The sequence below is a fragment of the Luteimonas sp. MC1828 genome (genome assembly GCF_016461615.1).
Classification (GTDB): Bacteria; Pseudomonadota; Gammaproteobacteria; order Xanthomonadales; family Xanthomonadaceae; genus Luteimonas.
This window is the reverse complement of the sequence record NZ_JAEMNY010000001.1, coordinates 60953-78172: the sequence shown is the minus strand read 5'-3', so window position 1 is coordinate 78172 and position 17220 is coordinate 60953. Positions and strand designations below refer to the sequence as shown.

Annotated in this window: 14 protein-coding genes and 5 tRNA genes; 8 read left to right on the top strand and 11 right to left on the bottom strand. The window is 69.0% G+C overall.

Features of this window, described 5'->3' with window-relative positions; translation table 11 throughout:
- Positions 1 to 6: 6 nt before the first annotated feature.
- The 6 genes from tig to JHB91_RS00350 all read right to left on the bottom strand — a co-directional run bounded on the left by tig (position 7) and on the right by JHB91_RS00350 (position 2146).
- Positions 7 to 1302, bottom strand: a complete 1296-nt coding sequence (gene tig / locus JHB91_RS00375) for a trigger factor (protein ID WP_199470773.1) — start codon at positions 1300 to 1302, stop codon at positions 7 to 9.
- A 155-nt stretch (positions 1303 to 1457) separates the two neighbouring features.
- Positions 1458 to 1542: transfer RNA gene (locus JHB91_RS00370), tRNA-Leu, on the bottom strand.
- 65 nt (positions 1543 to 1607) lie between these two features.
- Positions 1608 to 1683 (bottom strand) — tRNA-Lys (locus JHB91_RS00365).
- A gap of 62 nt (positions 1684 to 1745) precedes the next feature.
- A tRNA-His gene (locus JHB91_RS00360) sits at positions 1746 to 1822 on the bottom strand.
- Between the two features lie 123 nt (positions 1823 to 1945).
- Positions 1946 to 2022, bottom strand: a tRNA-Arg gene (locus JHB91_RS00355).
- Between the two features lie 47 nt (positions 2023 to 2069).
- A tRNA-Pro gene (locus JHB91_RS00350) sits at positions 2070 to 2146 on the bottom strand.
- A gap of 171 nt (positions 2147 to 2317) precedes the next feature.
- Here JHB91_RS00350 and JHB91_RS00345 point away from each other — a divergent pair.
- Positions 2318 to 3079 carry a Bax inhibitor-1/YccA family protein gene (locus tag JHB91_RS00345; RefSeq protein ID WP_199373112.1) on the top strand — a complete coding sequence of 254 codons (762 nt, stop codon included), beginning with the start codon at positions 2318 to 2320 and terminating at the stop codon, positions 3077 to 3079.
- A 57-nt stretch (positions 3080 to 3136) separates the two neighbouring features.
- Here the strand turns inward: JHB91_RS00345 and JHB91_RS00340 are convergent, their stop codons facing one another.
- The 4 genes from JHB91_RS00340 to grxC form a co-directional block, all read right to left on the bottom strand.
- Positions 3137 to 4471 carry a Na+/H+ antiporter NhaC family protein gene (locus JHB91_RS00340; RefSeq protein WP_199470772.1) on the bottom strand — a complete coding sequence of 445 codons (1335 nt, stop codon included), beginning with the start codon at positions 4469 to 4471 and terminating at the stop codon, positions 3137 to 3139.
- Positions 4472 to 4606: 135 nt separating this feature from the next.
- Entirely contained in the window at positions 4607 to 5617 is a 1011-nt protein-coding gene (locus tag JHB91_RS00335) for an isocitrate dehydrogenase (protein ID WP_199470771.1), read from the bottom strand.
- Positions 5618 to 5750: 133 nt separating this feature from the next.
- Positions 5751 to 6083, bottom strand: coding sequence for a carboxymuconolactone decarboxylase family protein (locus tag JHB91_RS00330; RefSeq protein ID WP_233398554.1), 333 nt, complete (start codon positions 6081 to 6083; stop codon positions 5751 to 5753).
- Positions 6084 to 6139: 56 nt separating this feature from the next.
- Complete coding sequence (grxC, locus tag JHB91_RS00325; protein WP_199373267.1) at positions 6140 to 6433, bottom strand: glutaredoxin 3; 294 nt, start codon at positions 6431 to 6433, stop codon at positions 6140 to 6142.
- A gap of 191 nt (positions 6434 to 6624) precedes the next feature.
- Here grxC and JHB91_RS00320 point away from each other — a divergent pair, with 191 nt between their 5' ends.
- From JHB91_RS00320 to JHB91_RS00300, 5 genes are all read left to right on the top strand, one after another.
- Entirely contained in the window at positions 6625 to 8208 is a 1584-nt protein-coding gene (locus JHB91_RS00320; RefSeq protein WP_199470769.1) for a M48 family metalloprotease, read from the top strand.
- 97 nt (positions 8209 to 8305) lie between these two features.
- The gene (gene phoB / locus JHB91_RS00315) at positions 8306 to 8995 is read left to right on the top strand and encodes a phosphate regulon transcriptional regulator PhoB (RefSeq protein ID WP_199373117.1); all 690 of its coding nucleotides are present in this window, start codon (positions 8306 to 8308) and stop codon (positions 8993 to 8995) included.
- Positions 8996 to 9004: 9 nt separating this feature from the next.
- The gene (phoR, locus tag JHB91_RS00310; protein WP_199470768.1) at positions 9005 to 10354 is read left to right on the top strand and encodes a phosphate regulon sensor histidine kinase PhoR; all 1350 of its coding nucleotides are present in this window, start codon (positions 9005 to 9007) and stop codon (positions 10352 to 10354) included.
- Positions 10355 to 10406: 52 nt separating this feature from the next.
- On the top strand, positions 10407 to 12512 hold the full coding sequence (ppk1, locus tag JHB91_RS00305; protein WP_199373268.1) for a polyphosphate kinase 1: 2106 nt from the start codon (positions 10407 to 10409) through the stop codon (positions 12510 to 12512).
- Positions 12509 to 14044, top strand: a complete 1536-nt coding sequence (locus tag JHB91_RS00300) for a Ppx/GppA phosphatase family protein (protein ID WP_199470767.1) — start codon at positions 12509 to 12511, stop codon at positions 14042 to 14044. Before ppk1 ends, JHB91_RS00300 begins: the two co-directional genes overlap by 4 nt.
- Positions 14045 to 14089: 45 nt before the next feature.
- Here JHB91_RS00300 and JHB91_RS00295 read toward each other — a convergent pair whose 3' ends face one another.
- The gene (locus tag JHB91_RS00295; RefSeq protein WP_199470766.1) at positions 14090 to 14725 is read right to left on the bottom strand and encodes a hypothetical protein; all 636 of its coding nucleotides are present in this window, start codon (positions 14723 to 14725) and stop codon (positions 14090 to 14092) included.
- A gap of 158 nt (positions 14726 to 14883) precedes the next feature.
- Here JHB91_RS00295 and JHB91_RS00290 point away from each other — a divergent pair, with 158 nt between their 5' ends.
- Positions 14884 to 15360, top strand: coding sequence for an LEA type 2 family protein (locus tag JHB91_RS00290; protein ID WP_199470765.1), 477 nt, complete (start codon positions 14884 to 14886; stop codon positions 15358 to 15360).
- A 55-nt stretch (positions 15361 to 15415) separates the two neighbouring features.
- Positions 15416 to 17206, top strand: a complete 1791-nt coding sequence (locus JHB91_RS00285) for an acyl-CoA dehydrogenase C-terminal domain-containing protein (protein ID WP_199373122.1) — start codon at positions 15416 to 15418, stop codon at positions 17204 to 17206.
- Positions 17207 to 17220: the final 14 nt, after the last annotated feature.

The window sequence follows — 17220 nt, the reverse complement described above, 5'->3', positions numbered from 1 at the left end:
ACGCGGTCACGCCTGCGGCGCGATCGCTTCCTGGAAGGTCAGCTGCTGGTCGGTGTGCCTGGCGCGCTCGGCGATCCAGTCGATCACCTGCTCCTCCATCACCCGGTTCTGCAGTCCCGACATAAGCTGGGGATCCTTCCGGTACAAGTCAATGACCTGCTGCGGCTCTTCGTAGGTCGAGGCGATCAGGCGCAGGCTCTCGTCCACGCGCTTGCGATCAAGGAGCAGCTGGTGGCCGCGGGCGACCTCGCCGACCAGCAGGCCGACCAGCACGCGCTTGCGCGCCGGCTCCATGAACCCGAGGTGTGCATCGGCCGGGATGTTGACCTGGCGACCCTGGCGGCGCGCCTGTTCGGCGACCTGCGCGGCCAGCGCGCGCGCCTCCTGCTCTACCAGCTTCGGGGGCAGTTCGACGTGTGCAAACGCGTCGACCAGCTGCTCGCCGACCGCGCGGCGCAGGCGGTTCATCAGCGCGTTCTTCAGCTCGCGATCGAGATTGGTGCGGATGTCGGCGCGGAACTGTTCCATCTCGCCGCTCTTCACGCCAAAGCTCTTGATGAACGCGGCATCCACCTCCGGCAACACCGGCTCGGAGACCTGTTCGGCGTGCAGGTGGACCTTGGCGGTCTTGCCGGCAAGCTGCGGCACGCGCCAGTCGGCCGGGAAGCTGACGTCGACGGCCTTGTCGTCGCCCTTGGCCATGCCGACAAGTGCGTTCTCGATGTCGGCGAACATCGCGCCCGACCCGATCACCGCCACGCCGCGCTCGACGCCTTCGGCCGGAAGGCGCTCGTCGCCGATCTGCGACCAGGTCTCGATGTCCACCGCGTCGCCGGTCTGGGCGCCACGGGTGACCGCGGACCAGCTGCGGCGCTGCTGGCGGAGGTTTTCGATCATGCGGTCGATGTCGGCCTCGGTGACTTCGGCCACGTGGCGCACCACCTCCAGCTTGGCAACGTCGATCTCGCCGAAATCAGGTACCACCTCGAAGGTCGCGACGTAGGCCAGGCTGTCGTCGCCGCGCTCGATGCGCGGCTGGCCGGCGATGCGCAGCGCGTTGTCGCGCACGGCGTTGTCGAAGCCTTCGCGCAGCAGGCCGTCCACGACCTCGTTGCGGACCTGCTCGCCGAAGCGCTGCTCGATCACCTTCGCCGGCACCTTGCCCGGGCGGAAGCCCTTGATGCGCGCGGTGCGCCCGATCTCGCGCAGGCGGCTGCCCACCTGGCCCTCCAGGCGGTCCGCCGGGAGGCTGAAGGTCATCTTGCGCTCGAGGTTGCCGACCGACTCGACTGAAACTTGCATACCCACTCCTGCCACCGCGGACGCCGCCACGGATTATGTTGTTGGTGTAGCCGGCGGGCGGGCACGAGGCCTTGTCCGGGCGGCGGAACGAAACATTTTGGCGGATTCCGGCCGCTGCCGCCAGCACCGCGGTTGCAGGCCCGCCCGGGGCCGGGTGGTGCGAAAGGCGGGACTCGAACCCGCACGCCGTGAGGCACTGGTACCTAAAACCAGGGCGTCTACCAATTCCGCCACTTTCGCCTGGACCCGCCGCCACCTCTGCACCGGGCAAAAAAAACGCCCGGCAGTGCCGGGCGCCTTCGGATTGGTGGGCCGTCAAGGATTCGAACCTTGGACCTATTGATTAAGAGTCAACTGCTCTACCAACTGAGCTAACGGCCCGAACGCGAAATTTTACCGCAAGGCCCGGCCGCCTGACAACCACGACCGCGTACCCGGAACATTGGGGTGGAAGACGGGATTTGAACCCGCGACCCCCGGAATCACAATCCGGTGCTCTAACCAACTGAGCTACATCCACCATTGAAAACCGTTGCCACATGCGAGCCCGGGCGTTGACACCGGACCGGCACCGCCAGCGGGCGCGCATTGTAGCGCGGACAACGGGGGATGTGTCACGCCCACCGCAAACGCCTGGTCGAATTGGCGCGCCCGGCAGGACTCGAACCTGCAACCACCGGCTTAGAAGGCCGGTGCTCTATCCGGTTGAGCTACGGGCGCGGGCGTAGGACGTGTACGGAGGCGGGCCGTGGGCCGGCGCCGACCGGTGGTCGGGGTAGAGGGATTCGAACCCCCGACATCCTGCTCCCAAAGCAGGCGCGCTACCAGACTGCGCTATACCCCGCCGAGTGCGGACCCGCCGGCATGCCGGAACGGGCGTCCATTGTCGGGAGCACCCCATGCAGTGTCAACGCAGGTCCTTGCCGGCCTGTCCGACGGCCCCCACGTTCCTTGTGATCGCAGGCCCCGTGTATCCTCGCGGCAGCCAAATCCATCTGATCCGGGGGATCAACACATGCGCAGCGGAAATCCCGTCCTCTCCGACTCCACGTTCCTCGACCTGGGCAGCGGCACCGTCGTGACCCGCGACGGCGGCACCATGACCCTGAACGGCACGGTCAACAAGACTGCGTTCCTGCTGTTGCTGACCGTGCTCACCGCGGCCTTCGCCTGGAGCCAGGCGTTCAGCGCACCGGGCGAACTCGCTCCCGGTTTCTCGATGTACGTGTGGGGCGGCGCCATCGGCGGCTTCGTGATCGCACTGGTCACGACCTTCAAGAAGGAATGGTCGCCAGTGACTGCGCCGCTGTACGCGCTGGTCGAGGGCTTCTTCCTGGGCGCGATCTCGGCGATGTTCAACCACATGTACGAAGGCATCGTGATGCAGGCGGTGCTGCTGACCTTCGGCACGCTGTTCGCGCTGCTGTTCGCCTACCGCTCGGGGCTGATCAAGGCCACCGAGAACTTCAAGCTGGGCGTGGTCGCGGCCACCGGCGGCATCGCGCTGGTGTACCTGGCCAGCATCGTGCTGCGCATGTTCGGCATCAACATGCCGTTCATCCATGACAGCGGGCTGATCGGCATCGGCTTCAGCCTGTTCGTGATCGTGATCGCGGCGCTGAACCTGGTGCTCGACTTCGACTTCATCGAGACCGGTGTCGAGAAGGGCGCCCCGAAGTACATGGAGTGGTACGGCGCGTTCGGCCTGATGGTCACCCTGGTGTGGCTGTACATCGAGTTCCTGCGCCTGCTGTCGAAGCTGCAGTCGCGCAACTGATCCGCGTTTGCGGGCGGTAGAAAAAAGGGCGCCCGAGGGCGCCCTTTCTTTTTTGCCTCAGGCGCCTTCGGCGGGCGCGGCGACAGGCGCCCTGCCAGGGGTGCGCGACGGCCAGGCCATGAAGCCGATCGCGACCAGGCCGAGGATCCAGCAGTAATACACCGATCCACTGAGCGCGAGCGGCGACACCGAGGCCAGTGAGGCGGCAAGCAGGATCTGCGCGCCATACGGCAGCAGGCCCTGCGGCACGCAGGCGAAGATGTCGAGCACGCTGGCCGCGCGCCGCGGGCTGATGCCATGGCGGGCGGCGATGTCCTTTGCCACGCCGCCGCTCACCAGGATCGCCACCGTGTTGTTGGCGGTGAAGACGTCGGCAGTGGTCGACAGCGCCGCGATGCTGAACTCGCCCGTGCGCCGCCCGCGATGGCCCCGCGCGAAACGCGCGATCACCTGCGCCAGCCACTCCAGCCCACCGGTGGCCTTCATCAGTGCACCGAGGCCACCGATGAGCAGCGACAGCAGCAGGATCTCGACCATGCTTTCGAACCCGATCCAGACGTCGCCGGCGAACTGCACCAGGTCGTAGTCGTTGCCGAAGGCCAACCCGAACCCCGCCGACAGCACCAGGCCGATCCCCAGCACCACCAGCACGTCCAGGCCCAGCAGCGCCAGCACCAGCACCAGCGCGTAGGGCAACGCCAGCCAGGGCGACGCGGAGACATCGGAGGTGACCGGTGCCGAATCGCCCAGGAATGCCAGCAGCACCATCGTCGCCAGCGCCGCCGGCAGCGCGATCCTGAAGTTCTCGCGGAACTTGTCGCGCATCTCGGCGCCCTGGCTGCGCGTCGCGGCGATGGTGGTATCGGAGATGACCGAGAGGTTGTCGCCGAACATCGCCCCGCCCAGCACCGCGCCCAGCACCAGCGTGCGGTCGAGGCCGGAGGCGTCGGCCACGCCCAGCGCGATCGGCACGACGGCTGCGATCGTGCCCATCGACGTGCCGATCGCCAGCGAAATCAGCGACGCCAGCACGAACAGACCAGGCAGGATCAGCCCCGGCGGCAGCGCGCCGATGCCGAGCGCGACCACGGCATCGACCGCACCGATCGCCTTGGACACGTACGCGAACGCGCCCGCAAGCAGGAAGATCAGGCACATCATCATGATGTTGGGATCGCCCATGCCGCGCAGCAGGATCTCGCCCGCGGGCAGGCGCCGGCGATGCGCCAGCCACGCGCCGAGCGCCAGCGCAGGCAGGATCGCGACCGGGGCGCGCAGCTGGTAGAAGCCCATCGCTTCACCCTGCGCTGTGAAATACAGGCCCGCGCCGAAGAACAGCGCCAGGAACAGCAGCAACGGGGTCAGCGCGACAGCGCTGGGGCGGACTTCCATCGCTCTATCCGGATAAAAGGATTCGTGATTGTGGGGCGTCGGCTCCCGACTGTCGACGCGCGCCGGCGCGTTGACGGTGTTCCACAAACGAAACGGGCGCCGAAGCGCCCGTCGGTACTGCATTCGCGCGCCGGATCAGGCCGCGCGGCTGGCGATCGCCTTGGCGAACGCCATGGTGTTGCCCTCGCCGCCCAGGTCCGGGGTCAGCGAATCACGGGCCGCGAGCGTGGCCACGATGGCCTCGCGCAGGCGGGTCGCCTTGTCGGGCATGCCGAGGTGGTCGAGCATCTGCGCCGCGCCCAGCAGCAGCGCGCAGGGGTTGGCGATGCCCTTGCCGGCGATATCCGGTGCCGAGCCGTGGACCGCCTCGAAGATCGCGGCGTCCGCGCCGATGTTGGCGCCCGGCGCCAGGCCGAGACCGCCGACCAGGCCGGCACAGAGGTCGGAGATGATGTCGCCGAACAGGTTGGTGGTCACGATCACGTCGAACTGCTCGGGGCGCATCACCAGCTGCATGCAGGTGTTGTCCACGATCATCTCGTTGCACTCGATGTCGGGGTACTGCGCGGCCACTTCGCGGGCGACGTTCAGGAACAGGCCCGAGGTGGACTTCAGGATGTTCGCCTTGTGCACCACGGTGACCTTCTTGCGGCCGGTGCGGCGTGCCAGCTCGAACGCGTAGCGCACGATGCGCTCCGAACCCTTGCGGGTGGTGCGCGTGATCGACGTGGCGCTGGAACCGTCGGCGGCCGTTTCCTGGCCCTCGGCGCTGTACGCACCCTCGGTGTTCTCGCGCACCGTGATCAGGTCGACGCCTTCGGCGAAGCGCGACCGCGTGTTCGGGAACGACGTCGCGGGACGCACGTTGGCGTACAGGTCGAAGCGGCGGCGGAGTTCGACGTTGATCGACGAGAAGCCACCGCCGACCGGCGTGGTCAGCGGGCTCTTGAGCGCCACGCGGTTCTTGCCGATGGAGTCGATCGTCGCCTGCGGCAGCAGCTCGCCGTGCTTTTCCAGCGCGACCAGGCCGGCATCGGCCTCTTCGTAGACCAGCCCGAGGTTCATGGCCTCGAGTACGAGCAGGGTGGCGTCCATGATTTCCGGGCCGATACCGTCGCCGCGGATCACCGTGATGGTGTGGGTCATTTGATTGGGTCCATGCAGAATGACGCCGGGCGGGGGGCACGTGGCGTCGAGAGGCTTGAATCAGCAGCCAATTATGCCGCAAGCCGCCCTCGGGCGCCCCTCCGCGGGCCGGACGCTGCAGTCCGGCAACGCCTCAGTCGTGCGCGTGCGGCCCGGCGACGGCCTCGCCCGCCTCCAGGCGATCGAGGAAATCGACCGCGCGGCGCATGTGCGGGATCACGATGCTGCCGCCCACCACCAGGCCGACGGAGAACGCCTCGAACATCTCGTCGCGCCCCACCCTCGCCTCGCGGCACTGCGCCACGTGGTAGCTGATGCAGTCGTCGCAGCGCAGTACCAGCGACGCCACCAGACCGAGCAGCTCCTTGGTCTTCACATCGAGCGCGCCCGCCTGGTAGGTCTGGGTGTCCAGCGCGAAGAAGCGGCGCACCACCTGGTTGGGTTCGGCCAGGATGCGTTCGTTCATGCGCTGCCGGAAGGCGGTGAACTCGCGCAGACGATCGTCTTCCCCCGGACCAGCGCTCACGCGCCCTTCCCCGCCAGCAGCGGCTCGAGGCCGCCGGCGCGATGCAGCGCCATCAGGTCGTCGTAGCCCCCCACGTGGACATCGCCCACGAAGATCTGCGGGACCGAGGTGCGTCGCGCCAGCGCGACCATCTTTTCGCGCTCGGCGGGATCGGTGTCGATGCGCACCTCCTTCCACTCCAGGCCCTTGCTGCGCAGGAAATTCTTGGCGGCCACGCAGTAGCCGCAGATGGCACTGGTGTACAGGGTGATCTCGGGGGCGATGGGCTCGTTCAATGTGGTCTCCTGCAACTTGTGCGGCGTGGTGCGGTCGATTGTGGGGGCAAGCGGCGACTTTTCCAGCCTGTGCAAACCGGGCGCATCGCAAACCGGCGCAGGCCGGGAGGATGGATTAACGTCGGATTCACGCCCCGCAGGCGACGGCCGACCATGCTGTCCGCTGCCGTCGTCGCCCCGCCCCACCACACCGAGCCCACGAACCGATGCGCCTGCTGCCCGCCACCACCGCCGTCCTGGTCCTCGCATTCGCAGCCGGCTCCGCGCCCGCGCAGGAGCAGCGCCTGCCCGACATCGGCTCGTCCGCCGCCACCCTGCTCGGCCCGGCGCAACAGGAGGAGTACGGCAAGATGCTGCTGGCGCAGCTGCGCCACTACGGCTACATCCTCGACGACCCGCTGGTGGACAGCTGGCTGCGCGGCCTCGGCAACCGGCTGTCCGCGTCCAGCGACAGGCCGACGCAGGACTTCACCTTTTTCATGATGAAGGACCGGTCGGTCAACGCCTTCGCCACCCTCGGCGGCTATATCGGCACCAACGCCGGCCTGGTACTGACCGCCGGCAGCGAGGACGAGGTCGCGGGCGTCCTTGCCCATGAGGTCGCCCACGTCACCCAGTCGCATGTATTGCGTGGCGTCGAACGTGCGCAGCGCGACAGCGTGCCGATGCTGCTGGCCATGCTGGGCGCGATCGCGGTGGCCAGCCAGTCCAGTGGCAACTCGTCGGGGGATGCTGCAATGGCGGCGATCGCAGGCGCGCAGGGTTTGGCTTTGCAGCGCCAGATCGACTACACGCGGTCCAACGAGTCCGAAGCCGACCGGCTGGGCATGCGCACCCTGTCGCGCAGCGGCTACGACACGACCGCGATGGCCAGGATGTTCGAGCGCATGCAGGCCCTGTCGCGCACCAACCAGGGCGGTGAACGCGAGCGCATGCCCGACTACCTGCGCACCCACCCGGTCACGACCACGCGCATCAGCGAAGCGCGCCAGCTCGCCGAACAGTACGCGGCCTCCCCCGGCACCCAGGCCCTGGCAACGCGCGGACTTGCCGGCGACAACCCGCTGCTTCCGCACGGGCTGCGGATCGGCCCCTCCTCGGCCACGGCCGGAGACGGCCGCTTCGCGTGGGCACGCGAGCGGCTGCGCGTGCTGAGCGCGGACACGCCGCCGGCGGCAATTGCCGAATACCAGCGGCTGGCCCGCGCGGGAGCCCTGGACGACGCACAGCGCTACGGGCTCGGCGTGGCCCAGCTCCTCGCCGGCAATGGCGCAGCGGCCGCGAAGGAGTTCGAAGCACTGCTGCCGACCCACGGCAGCGACACCTGGCTTGCCATCGGCCTGGCCCAGGCGGACGCGCGTCGCGGCCGCCACGCCGCCGCCGATGCGCGTTTCGAAACCCTGGTCCAGCGCATGCCCCGCAACCGCGCGGTGGTGCTTGCCTATGCGGAGACACTGGGCGAACGCAACAATGCCGAAGCCGGGCGTCGCGCCCAGGACATCCTGCGGCCGCTGCTCGGCAGTTCGAGCGAGGACCCGGTGTTCCAGCGCACCTTCGCGCGCGCCAGCGAGATCGCCGGCGACCCGGTCCGCGCCGGCGAGGCCTGGGCCGAATCGTCCTTCCTCAATGGCCGCGCCGAGGCGGCCCTGATGCAGCTCAATACGCTGCGCCGCCGCGAAGACCTCGACTATTACGCACGCGCGCGCATCGACGCGCGCATCGCCGCCATCACCCCGACCGTGCTCGAGCTGCAGCGCCAGGGCATCCGCGACCCCGACCTGCGCCGCTGAGGCGCTGGATGCGACGGATGTGCACCGGCCTGTGTAACCAAACCGTCACCAAACCGTCGTCTAATGCCTGCGTCCCCCTTCCGCGAGCCGTCAACGCGTGCAAAAGCGCATCCTCATCGTCGACGACGAGCCGGCCATCCGCGACATGGTCGCCTTTGCGCTCCGCAAGGGCGACTACGACCCGGTCCATGCCGGTGATGCCCGCCAGGCGCAGGAAGCGATCGCGGACCGCGTGCCCGACCTGATCCTGCTCGACTGGATGCTGCCCGGCACCAGCGGCATCGAGCTCGCGCGGCGCTGGCGGCGCGAGCCGCTGACGCGCGACGTGCCGATCATCATGCTGACCGCCCGCGGTGAAGAGAACGACCGCGTCGGCGGCCTGGAAGCCGGCGTCGACGACTACGTGGTCAAGCCGTTTTCCTCGCGCGAGCTGCTGGCACGGATCCGCGCGGTCATGCGCCGCTCGCGCGAAGACGACGAGGACGGCAGCGTCCACGTCGGCGGGCTGCGCATCGACGGCGCCGCCCACCGCGTGTTCGCCGGCGCCGAACCGGTCTCGATCGGGCCTACCGAATACCGGCTGCTGCATTTCTTCATGACCCATCCAGACCGTGTGTACTCGCGCTCGCAGCTGCTCGACCACGTCTGGGGCGGCAGTGTCTATGTCGAGGAGCGCACGGTCGACGTGCATATCCGTCGCCTGCGCAAGACGCTGGAGCCTGTCAGCCTCGATGCGATGGTGCAGACGGTGCGCGGCGCGGGTTACCGATTCTCCGCCTCCGTCTAGACTGGCGGCATGCCGCCCACCGCAAATTCCGCCTGGCTGCGTACCGTCGCCACCCTGGCCACGGTGCTCGCGGGCGCGCTTGTCCTGGGCTTGGCGCTCGGCAAGCCGTGGCCGGCACTCGCGCTGGCGGCGCTCGCGCTGCTGGCCGGCCATGTGCTGCGCCTGCGCCGACTGCTGGCGCGCGTCGATACCCGCCAGCGCATGCCGCCTCCGGGCCATGGCCGCGGCGCGTGGAGCGAGGTCGAGCGCCTGCTGCACCGCAAGCGGCAGGATGCACGCGCCCGCGACCGCCGCCTGGTCGAGATGCTGCGCGCCTACCGCACCGTCGCCTCGGTGCTTCCCGACGCGCTGGTGATCGTCGACCGCAACAGCCAGCGGCTGCTGTGGTCGAACACCGCCGCGGGTGCCCTGCTCGGCCTCGACTACCCGCGCGACCAGGGCGCGAGCATCAGCGAGCGGCTGCAGCCGCTGCCGATGGCACGCTGGCTCAGCGCCGGCCGGCACGCCGAGCCGATGTTCGACGTCGCCTCGCCCGTCGATGCCAGCCTGCGCCTGAGCCTGCGCCTGATCCCCTACTCCGATTCGCTGTGGCTGCTGGTCGCCCGCGACGTCGGCAAGATGGTCCGCCTGGAGCAGATGCGCCGCGATTTCGTGGCCAATGTCTCGCACGAGCTGCGCACGCCGCTGACCGTGGTGCACGGCTACCTGGACATGTTCGACCCGGAGGACAATCCGGAGTGGGCACCGATGCTGGCGGAGATGCAGCGCCAGTCGCAGCGCATGACCCAGCTGGTCGAGGACCTGCTGACCCTGTCGCGGCTGGAAGCGCAGGAGGCGCTGCCGGACGAACCGGTGTCGATGGCGTCGATGCTGGCCACGTTGCGGCGCGAGGCCGAGGCGCTCAGCCAGGGCCGGCACGTGGTCACGGTCGCCGACCATGCCGGTGTCGACCTGGCGGGCTCCACCCGCGAGCTGCACAGTGCGTTCTCGAACCTCGTGGCCAACGCGATCCGCTACACGCCGAGCGGCGGCGAGATCTCGATCGAATTCACGCGCAGCCCGGACGGCGGCGCGGACCTCGCGGTGCGCGACAGCGGCTACGGCATCCCTGCCGACCACCTCCCGCGCCTCACCGAACGCTTCTATCGCGTGTCCACCAGCCGCACCCGCGAGACCGGTGGCACCGGGCTGGGGCTCGCGATCGCCAAGCACGTGCTGCAGCTGCACCAGGCCCGCCTCGGGATCGAGAGCGAGGTCGGGCGTGGCAGCACGTTCACCTGCCACTTCGTCGCGGCGCGCATCGTAGAGCGCGACGACGACCACCACGGAGCACAGCGCGCCCATGAGCACGCCCCGTAAGACGCCCAAGCGGCGCGCCAGCGCGCCCCGGTCGAACAAGCTGGCAACCTCGATGCAGGCGCCGGCGTCCGCTGCCGTCGCCGCCACGACCGAGCAGCCCGAGTCCGACCCGCTGCGCGATCCCGCCCTGTACCTCAACCGCGAGCTGTCGCAGCTGGATTTCAACTTCCGGGTGCTCGCCCAGGCCCAGGATGCTTCGATGCCGCTGCTCGAACGCCTGCGCTTCCTGTGCATTTCCTGTACCAACCTCGACGAGTTCTTCGAGATCCGCGCCGCCACCGTGCGCCATGCGCAGGACTTCGACATGCCTTTGCCGGTCGATGGCCTGGCCCCGGCCGCCGTGCTCAAGCGCATCCACGAACGCACCGCGGACCTTGTCGAGGCGCAATACCAGTGCTGGAACGAGGTCCTCCGCCCGGCGCTGTCCGACGCCGGCGTGCGCGTGCTGTCGCGAGATACCTGGAACGCGCGCCAGAAGCGCTGGCTGCGCGCCTATTTCCGCGAAGAGATCCTGCCGGTGCTGTCGCCGCTCGGGCTCGACCCGTCGCATCCGTTCCCCAAGATCCTCAACAAGTCGCTGAACCTGGTGGTGGTGCTGAAGGGCAAGGATGCATTCGGGCGCAGCGGGCACCTGGCGATCGTCCGCGCGCCGCGCTCGCTGCCGCGGATCATCCGCCTGCCCGAACGCGTGTCCGGCGGCGAGCACGACTTCGTGTTCCTGTCGGCGATGCTGTCGGAGTTCGTGGACGACCTGTTCCCGGGCATGACGGTGAAGGGCGCGTACCAGTTTCGCGTCACCCGCAACTCGGAGCTGATCGTCGACGAGGACGAGATCGAAAACCTGGCGCTGGCGCTGCGCGACGAACTGGTCGGCCGTGGCTACCTGCGCGCGATGCGCCTGGAGATCGCCTCCGATTGTCCCAAGCCGATCGTCGAGGGGCTGCTGCGCAACTTCGACCTGCCCGACAACGCGGTGTACCGGATCAACGGACCGGTCAACCTCAACCGCGTGATCCAGGTCTACAACGAGGTGGACCGCCCTGAACTGAAGTTCCCGGCCTTCCAGCCCCGGCAATTGTCGGGCATCGACACGATGTTCGAGCGCATCGCCGCCGGCGACGTGCTCCTGCACCACCCGTTCGACGCCTTCACGCCCGTGCTGGAACTTCTCAAGCAGGCGTCGAGTGACCCCGGCGTGCTCGCCATCAAGCAGACGCTGTACCGCACCGGCAAGGACTCGGCGATCGTCGAGCACCTGGTGCAGGCGGCGCGCAACGGCAAGGACGTCACCGTGGTGGTCGAGCTGCGCGCGCGCTTCGACGAAGAGGCCAACCTCGGCCTCGCCGACCGCCTGCAGGACGCCGGCGTGCAGGTGGTGTACGGGGTGGTCGGCTACAAGACCCACGCCAAGATGCTGCTGGTGGTACGCCGCGAGGGCAAGCGCATGCGCCGCTACGTGCACATGGGCACCGGCAATTACCACAGCGGCACCGCGCGTGCCTACACCGACATCGGGCTGCTCACCGCCGATCCCGGAATCGGCAGCGACGTGCACCAGATCTTCCAGCAGATCTCCGGCCTGGCGCCGGCGATCCGGCTCAAGCGCCTGCTGCAATCGCCTTTCACCCTGCATGCCGGCGTGATGGCGCGCATCGAGCGGGAAGCGGAGCTCGCACAAGCCGGGCGCCCGGGCCGCATCATCGCCAAGATGAACGCCTTGAACGAACCGCAGGTGGTGCGTGCCCTGTATGCCGCCTCTCAGGCCGGCGTGCAGATCGACCTGATCGTGCGCGGTGCCTGCACGCTGCGCCCGGGGATCCCGGGGGTCTCCGACAACATCCGCGTCCGCTCCATTGTCGGCCGCTTCCTCGAGCACAGCCGCGTGTACTGGTTCGGGAACGACGGCCAGCCTGAGACCTTCTGCGCCAGCGCCGACTGGCTGGAGCGCAACCTGCTGCGGCGCGTGGAAACCTGCTTCCCGATCATCGACCCGGTGATCGCCGAACGCGTGCGCCAGGAAACGCTCGACAACTACCTGGCCGACAACACCAGCGCCTGGGAGCTGCAGGACGACGGCAGCTACCACCAGCTCGCGCCCGCCGAAGGCGAACCGCCGCATTCCGCGCAGGCGGCGCTGATGGCCGGGACCGGCGGATGAACGACGCCCGCCTCCAGGCGACAGCCTCGCAGTCGCAGCCGCTGGTCGACGGCGACATGCTGGCCGCGATCGACCTCGGCTCCAACAGCTACCACATGGTCGTTGCGCGCTACACGCTGGGCCAGCTGCGCATCGTCGACCGCCTGCGCGAGACGGTGCGCATGGCCGAAGGCCTCGATGCCAAAGGCGGGCTGGTGGTCGAGGTGCGCCAGCGCGCGCTGCAGTGCCTGGCGCGTTTCGGCCAGCGTATCCGCGACATCCCGCCGCACCGCGTGCGCGCCATCGCCACCAATACCGTGCGCCGGCTCGCCGCGCCGCAGGCGTTCCTGATGCCGGCCGAGACCGCGCTCGGCCACGCGATCGAAGTCGTGTCCGGCCGCGAGGAGGCACGCCTGGTTTACCTCGGCGTCGCGCATGCGCAACCGCCGAAAAACGACCAGCGCCGGCTGGTGATCGACGTCGGCGGTGGTTCGACCGAATGCATCATCGGCCGCGGCTTCGCCACCATCGAACGCGAGAGCGTGCAGGTCGGGTCCATCGCGACCACCCGCCGCTTTTTCGCCAACGGCCGGCTGTCGCGGCGCAAATGGCGCGATGCGCTGATCGAGGTGTCCGCCGAGTTCCAGCAGTTCGCGAGCGCCTACCGCAGCCTCGGCTGGCACGAAGCGATCGGCACCTCGGGCACCAACAAGGCGATCGGCGAAATCTGCGCGACCATGAAGCTCACCAAGGGTGCGATCACCGCCGAGGCCCTCGCCACCGTGCGCGAGCGGCTGCTGCGCGCGGAGCACATCGACGACATCGACCTGCCGTCACTGTCGGCGGACCGCCGTCCCATCATCGCCGGCGGACTGCTCGCCCTGGAGGCTGCGTTCGACACGCTCGGGCTGCAGCGGATGATGGTCAGCAAGGCCGCGCTGCGCGAAGGCGTGCTGCACGACATGCTGGGGCGCGCCGGCGATGCCGATCCGCGCGAGGCGTCGATCGCGGCGCTGGTGCTGCGCTACGGCATCGACCAGGCCCAGGGTGCCCGCGTCGCGGCCACCGCGCTGGCGCTGTTCGAGCAGGTCGCGGCGGCGTGGTCGCTGTCGCCCGACGACCGCCTGATGTTGAACTGGGCCGCCCAGCTGCATGAGCTCGGCCTCTCCATCGCGCACAGCCAGTACCAGGTGCACGGCGCCTACGTGGTCGAGTACTCCGACATCGCCGGTTTCTCGCGCCAGGAGCAGCAGTTCCTTGCCGCGCTGGTGCGTACGCACCGGCGCAAGGTTCCGAAGTCCGCCTTCGAAGCGCTGCCCGACCGGCTGCTGCCGGAGGCGCGCCGCCTGGCGATCCTCCTGCGGGTGGCGGTCCTGCTGCACCGCGGCCACGAGGAAGCCGACATCCCCGACCTGCGCGTCGTGGCAGAAGGCAACATGCTGTCGCTGCAGCTCCCGCCGCGCTGGCTCGGCGAACGTCCGCTGCTGCAGGCGGACCTGGACGGCGAGCCGGGCGAGATCGGCGCCCTCGGGATCGTGTTCCGGCTGGGCTGACGCCCGGCGCGCCGCCGTCTGGCGCGCCGCCGTCTGGCGCGCCGGTCAACCCTTCGCGCGGGCCGAATAGATGCGCACTTCGGTCCTGCCGTCCGGCTTGGGCACGAACACCATCTGCGTCTGCGACAGCACGCTGCCGCCGGCGGCGGTGATGTAGAACAGACCCCAGTCCTGCGCATCGCCCATGCGGTCGAAGCTGCCCACGATGCGGCAGCTGTCCTTCTTGCAGGCGATGTCGACGTTGGTTGGCGTCAGGCCGGTCCCGGCCATGGTTTCACCGGAAATGGTCTTCACCAGGAGGCTTTCGGTCTTCGGGCCGGTCACCGGATCGGCGACGTCGCGCGCGAACTGCGCCTCGAGTTCGCGCAGTTGGCGCTCACGGTCCGCCGCCGCCTCTTCCGGCGATTGCGTGCGTCCCAATGCGCTGCCCTGGTCGCCATCAGCGCCTGCGTCCAGCCGCTCGCCCGGCACGCGTTGCGCCGCGCGGCGCGGTGCCCGTTCCGCACCACCGGTTTCAAGCGCGGCCATGCGCTCGGTGAGCTGGGCGATCGCGTCGTCGTCGGGCCTGCCGCGGTCTTTCTGGCCCCACACCAGGTTGGCCACCAGCGCGACCACCGCGATCGCGGCGATCGTCCACGGCAGGCGCTCCCTGAAACCCTTCTTGCTCGGCTCGACGCTCATTGCTGCTCCTGTAATCCAGGGCCGTCATGGCCGTGGCATGCCGCCCACTTTAAACGCAAGACGGCGATGGTTCCCGCCAACCGAGGCGTGCCGCGCGCACCATCCGCGACCGTATCGCCCCGATGCTATGCTCACGCCACCCAACACAGGAGCAGGGAATGGTGCATCGCGTCCTCGTGACACTGGCACTGGCGTGCGTCCTGCTGTCGGCCTGCTCGGGCGGGCCCGTGCGCAGGGTGTCCGAGCCCGCCGCCAGCATCCAGCAGCTCACCGTGGCAGCCGATGGCAACTGGTCGCTCGACCTGCGGCTGCAGAATTACAGCAGCGTCCCGATGCGCTTCGACACCGTCACCCTCGACGTCCGCATCGGCGATCAGGCCGCTGGCCAACTGCTCCACCAACCGGCGCTCACCATCGGGCCGGAGTCAGCCGATGTGGTCACCATCAAGATGCGTCCCGACGCCGGCGCGCGGATGTTCCTCGCCGACGCCCTGGCCTCGCGCCGTGGCGTCGACTACGCGTTGGAGGGCAGCATCGATGCCGCCCCGGCCGATCGCGGTTCATCCCGCAGCTACAGGATTCTCCGCAAGAGCGCGCTGAGCCCGATGCCCGGCCTGCCCGGCGTGCTGCGCTGACCATCCGCGCCCCGCACCACGCACTCCACCCAGAACCAGGACACCGCGCGACACCATGAGCAACTACCAGGCCCCGATCGACGACGTCCGTTTCGTGCTCAACGACGTGTTCAACGCGCAGGCGCTGTTCGCGCGCCTCGGATTCCACGACGCCAGCGCCGATGTGGTGGATGCGGTGCTCGAGGAAGCCGCGCGCTTCACCGGCAGCGTGCTCGCGCCGCTCAACGCGGTCGGCGACCAGCAGGGCTGCCACCACGACCCGACGACGGGCGATGTCACCACGCCGGACGGCTTCAAGGCCGCGTATGCGCAGTTCATCGACGCCGGCTGGCCCGGCCTGACCGCCGACCCGGCCTTCGGCGGACAGGGCATGCCGCACATGCTGGGGCTGTCGGTCAACGAAATGATCAACGCCGCCAACCTCGCCTGGGGCAATTTCCCGCTGCTGTCGCACGGCGCGGTGATGGCGCTCGAGCGGCACGGCGAGGACTGGCAGCGCGAGGTGTTCCTGAAGCCGCTGGTCGAGGGCAGCTGGACCGGCACCATGTGCCTCACCGAGCCGCACTGCGGCACCGACCTTGGCCTGCTGCGCACGCGCGCGGAGCCCACCGCTGACGGCGCCTATGCCATCCACGGCACGAAGATCTTCATCACCGCCGGCGAGCACGACTTCACCGACAACATCGTGCACCTGGTGCTGGCGCGGCTGCCGGACGCGCCGCCCGGCCCCAAGGGCATCTCGCTGTTCGTGGCGCCCAAGCTCAAGGTCGGCCGCGACGGCAGCATCGGCGAACGCAACGCGCTGCGCTGCGGGTCGATCGAGCACAAGATGGGCATCAAGGGTTCGGCCACCTGCGTCATGAACTTCGACGGCGCCGAGGCTTATCTGGTCGGCGAAAAGCACGGCGGCCTCAAGGCCATGTTCACGATGATGAACTCCGCGCGCATCGGCGTGGGCCTGCAGGGCCTGGGGCTGTCGGAACGCGCGTACCAGAACGCACTGCGCTACGCCCGCGAACGCCTGCAGTCGCGCTCGCTGTCCGGGGCGAAGTTCCCCGACAAGCCCGCCGACCCGATCATCGTCCACCCCGACGTGCGGCGCATGCTGCTGTCAATCAAGTCGCTGGTGGAAGGCAGCCGGATGCTCGCGCTGCAGGCGGCCAGCCTGCTCGACATCGCCTCGCACTCCAGCGATCCAGACGAGCGCGCGCGCGCCGAGACCCTGGTCGGCTTCCTCACGCCGATCTCCAAGGCCTGCCAGACCGAATGGGGCATCGAGAACACCTACAACGCGCTGCAGTGCTTCGGCGGCCACGGCTACATCGTCGAACACGGCATGGAGCAGCTGGCGCGCGACGCGCGCATCACCACCCTGTACGAGGGCACCACCGGCATCCAGGCGATGGACCTGATCGGGCGCAAGACCGCGTCCTCGCAGGGCGCCGGCCTGAAGCTGTTCCTGGCGGAAGTGGAAGCGTTCTGCGCCGCCCATGCCGACGATGCGGACCTCGGGGCCGATGTCGCCATCCTGCGCGCCAAGGCAGCGGAGTGGAGCGTGCTGACGAGGAACGTGCTGCAGCGCGCTGCCGCCAATCCGGAAGAGCTCGGCGCGGCCAGCCACGACTACCTGTTCTATTCCGGCTACGTGGTGCTGGCCTACTGGTGGCTGCGCGCCAGCGCCGCCGCGCGCGACTCGTCGCGTACCCAGGCGTTCAAGGACGCCAAGCGCGAGACCGCCCGCTTCTACTTCGCGCGCATCCTGCCGCGCACCCTTGCGCACGCCGAGGCGATGGCCTCCGGCGCCGCATCGCTGATGACGCTCGACGCCGACGCGTTCGACGCCTGACCGGCGTCTGCCGC

Bases quoted from the DNA above. Each gene is read 5' to 3' on its own strand.
- JHB91_RS00340 (WP_199470772.1), bottom strand. From the start codon at position 4,471: ATGGAAGTCCGCCCCAGCGCTGTCGCGCTGACCCCGTTGCTGCTGTTC.
- tig (WP_199470773.1), bottom strand. From the start codon at position 1,302: ATGCAAGTTTCAGTCGAGTCGGTCGGCAACCTCGAGCGCAAGATGACC.
- JHB91_RS00295 (WP_199470766.1), bottom strand. From the start codon at position 14,725: ATGAGCGTCGAGCCGAGCAAGAAGGGTTTCAGGGAGCGCCTGCCGTGG.
- JHB91_RS00345 (WP_199373112.1), top strand. From the start codon at position 2,318: ATGCGCAGCGGAAATCCCGTCCTCTCCGACTCCACGTTCCTCGACCTG.
- JHB91_RS00320 (WP_199470769.1), top strand. From the start codon at position 6,625: ATGCGCCTGCTGCCCGCCACCACCGCCGTCCTGGTCCTCGCATTCGCA.
- JHB91_RS00300 (WP_199470767.1), top strand. From the start codon at position 12,509: ATGAACGACGCCCGCCTCCAGGCGACAGCCTCGCAGTCGCAGCCGCTG.
- JHB91_RS00330 (WP_233398554.1), bottom strand. From the start codon at position 6,083: ATGAACGAACGCATCCTGGCCGAACCCAACCAGGTGGTGCGCCGCTTC.
- JHB91_RS00335 (WP_199470771.1), bottom strand. From the start codon at position 5,617: ATGACCCACACCATCACGGTGATCCGCGGCGACGGTATCGGCCCGGAA.
- phoR (WP_199470768.1), top strand. From the start codon at position 9,005: ATGCCGCCCACCGCAAATTCCGCCTGGCTGCGTACCGTCGCCACCCTG.
- JHB91_RS00285 (WP_199373122.1), top strand. From the start codon at position 15,416: ATGAGCAACTACCAGGCCCCGATCGACGACGTCCGTTTCGTGCTCAAC.
- ppk1 (WP_199373268.1), top strand. From the start codon at position 10,407: ATGCAGGCGCCGGCGTCCGCTGCCGTCGCCGCCACGACCGAGCAGCCC.
- JHB91_RS00290 (WP_199470765.1), top strand. From the start codon at position 14,884: ATGGTGCATCGCGTCCTCGTGACACTGGCACTGGCGTGCGTCCTGCTG.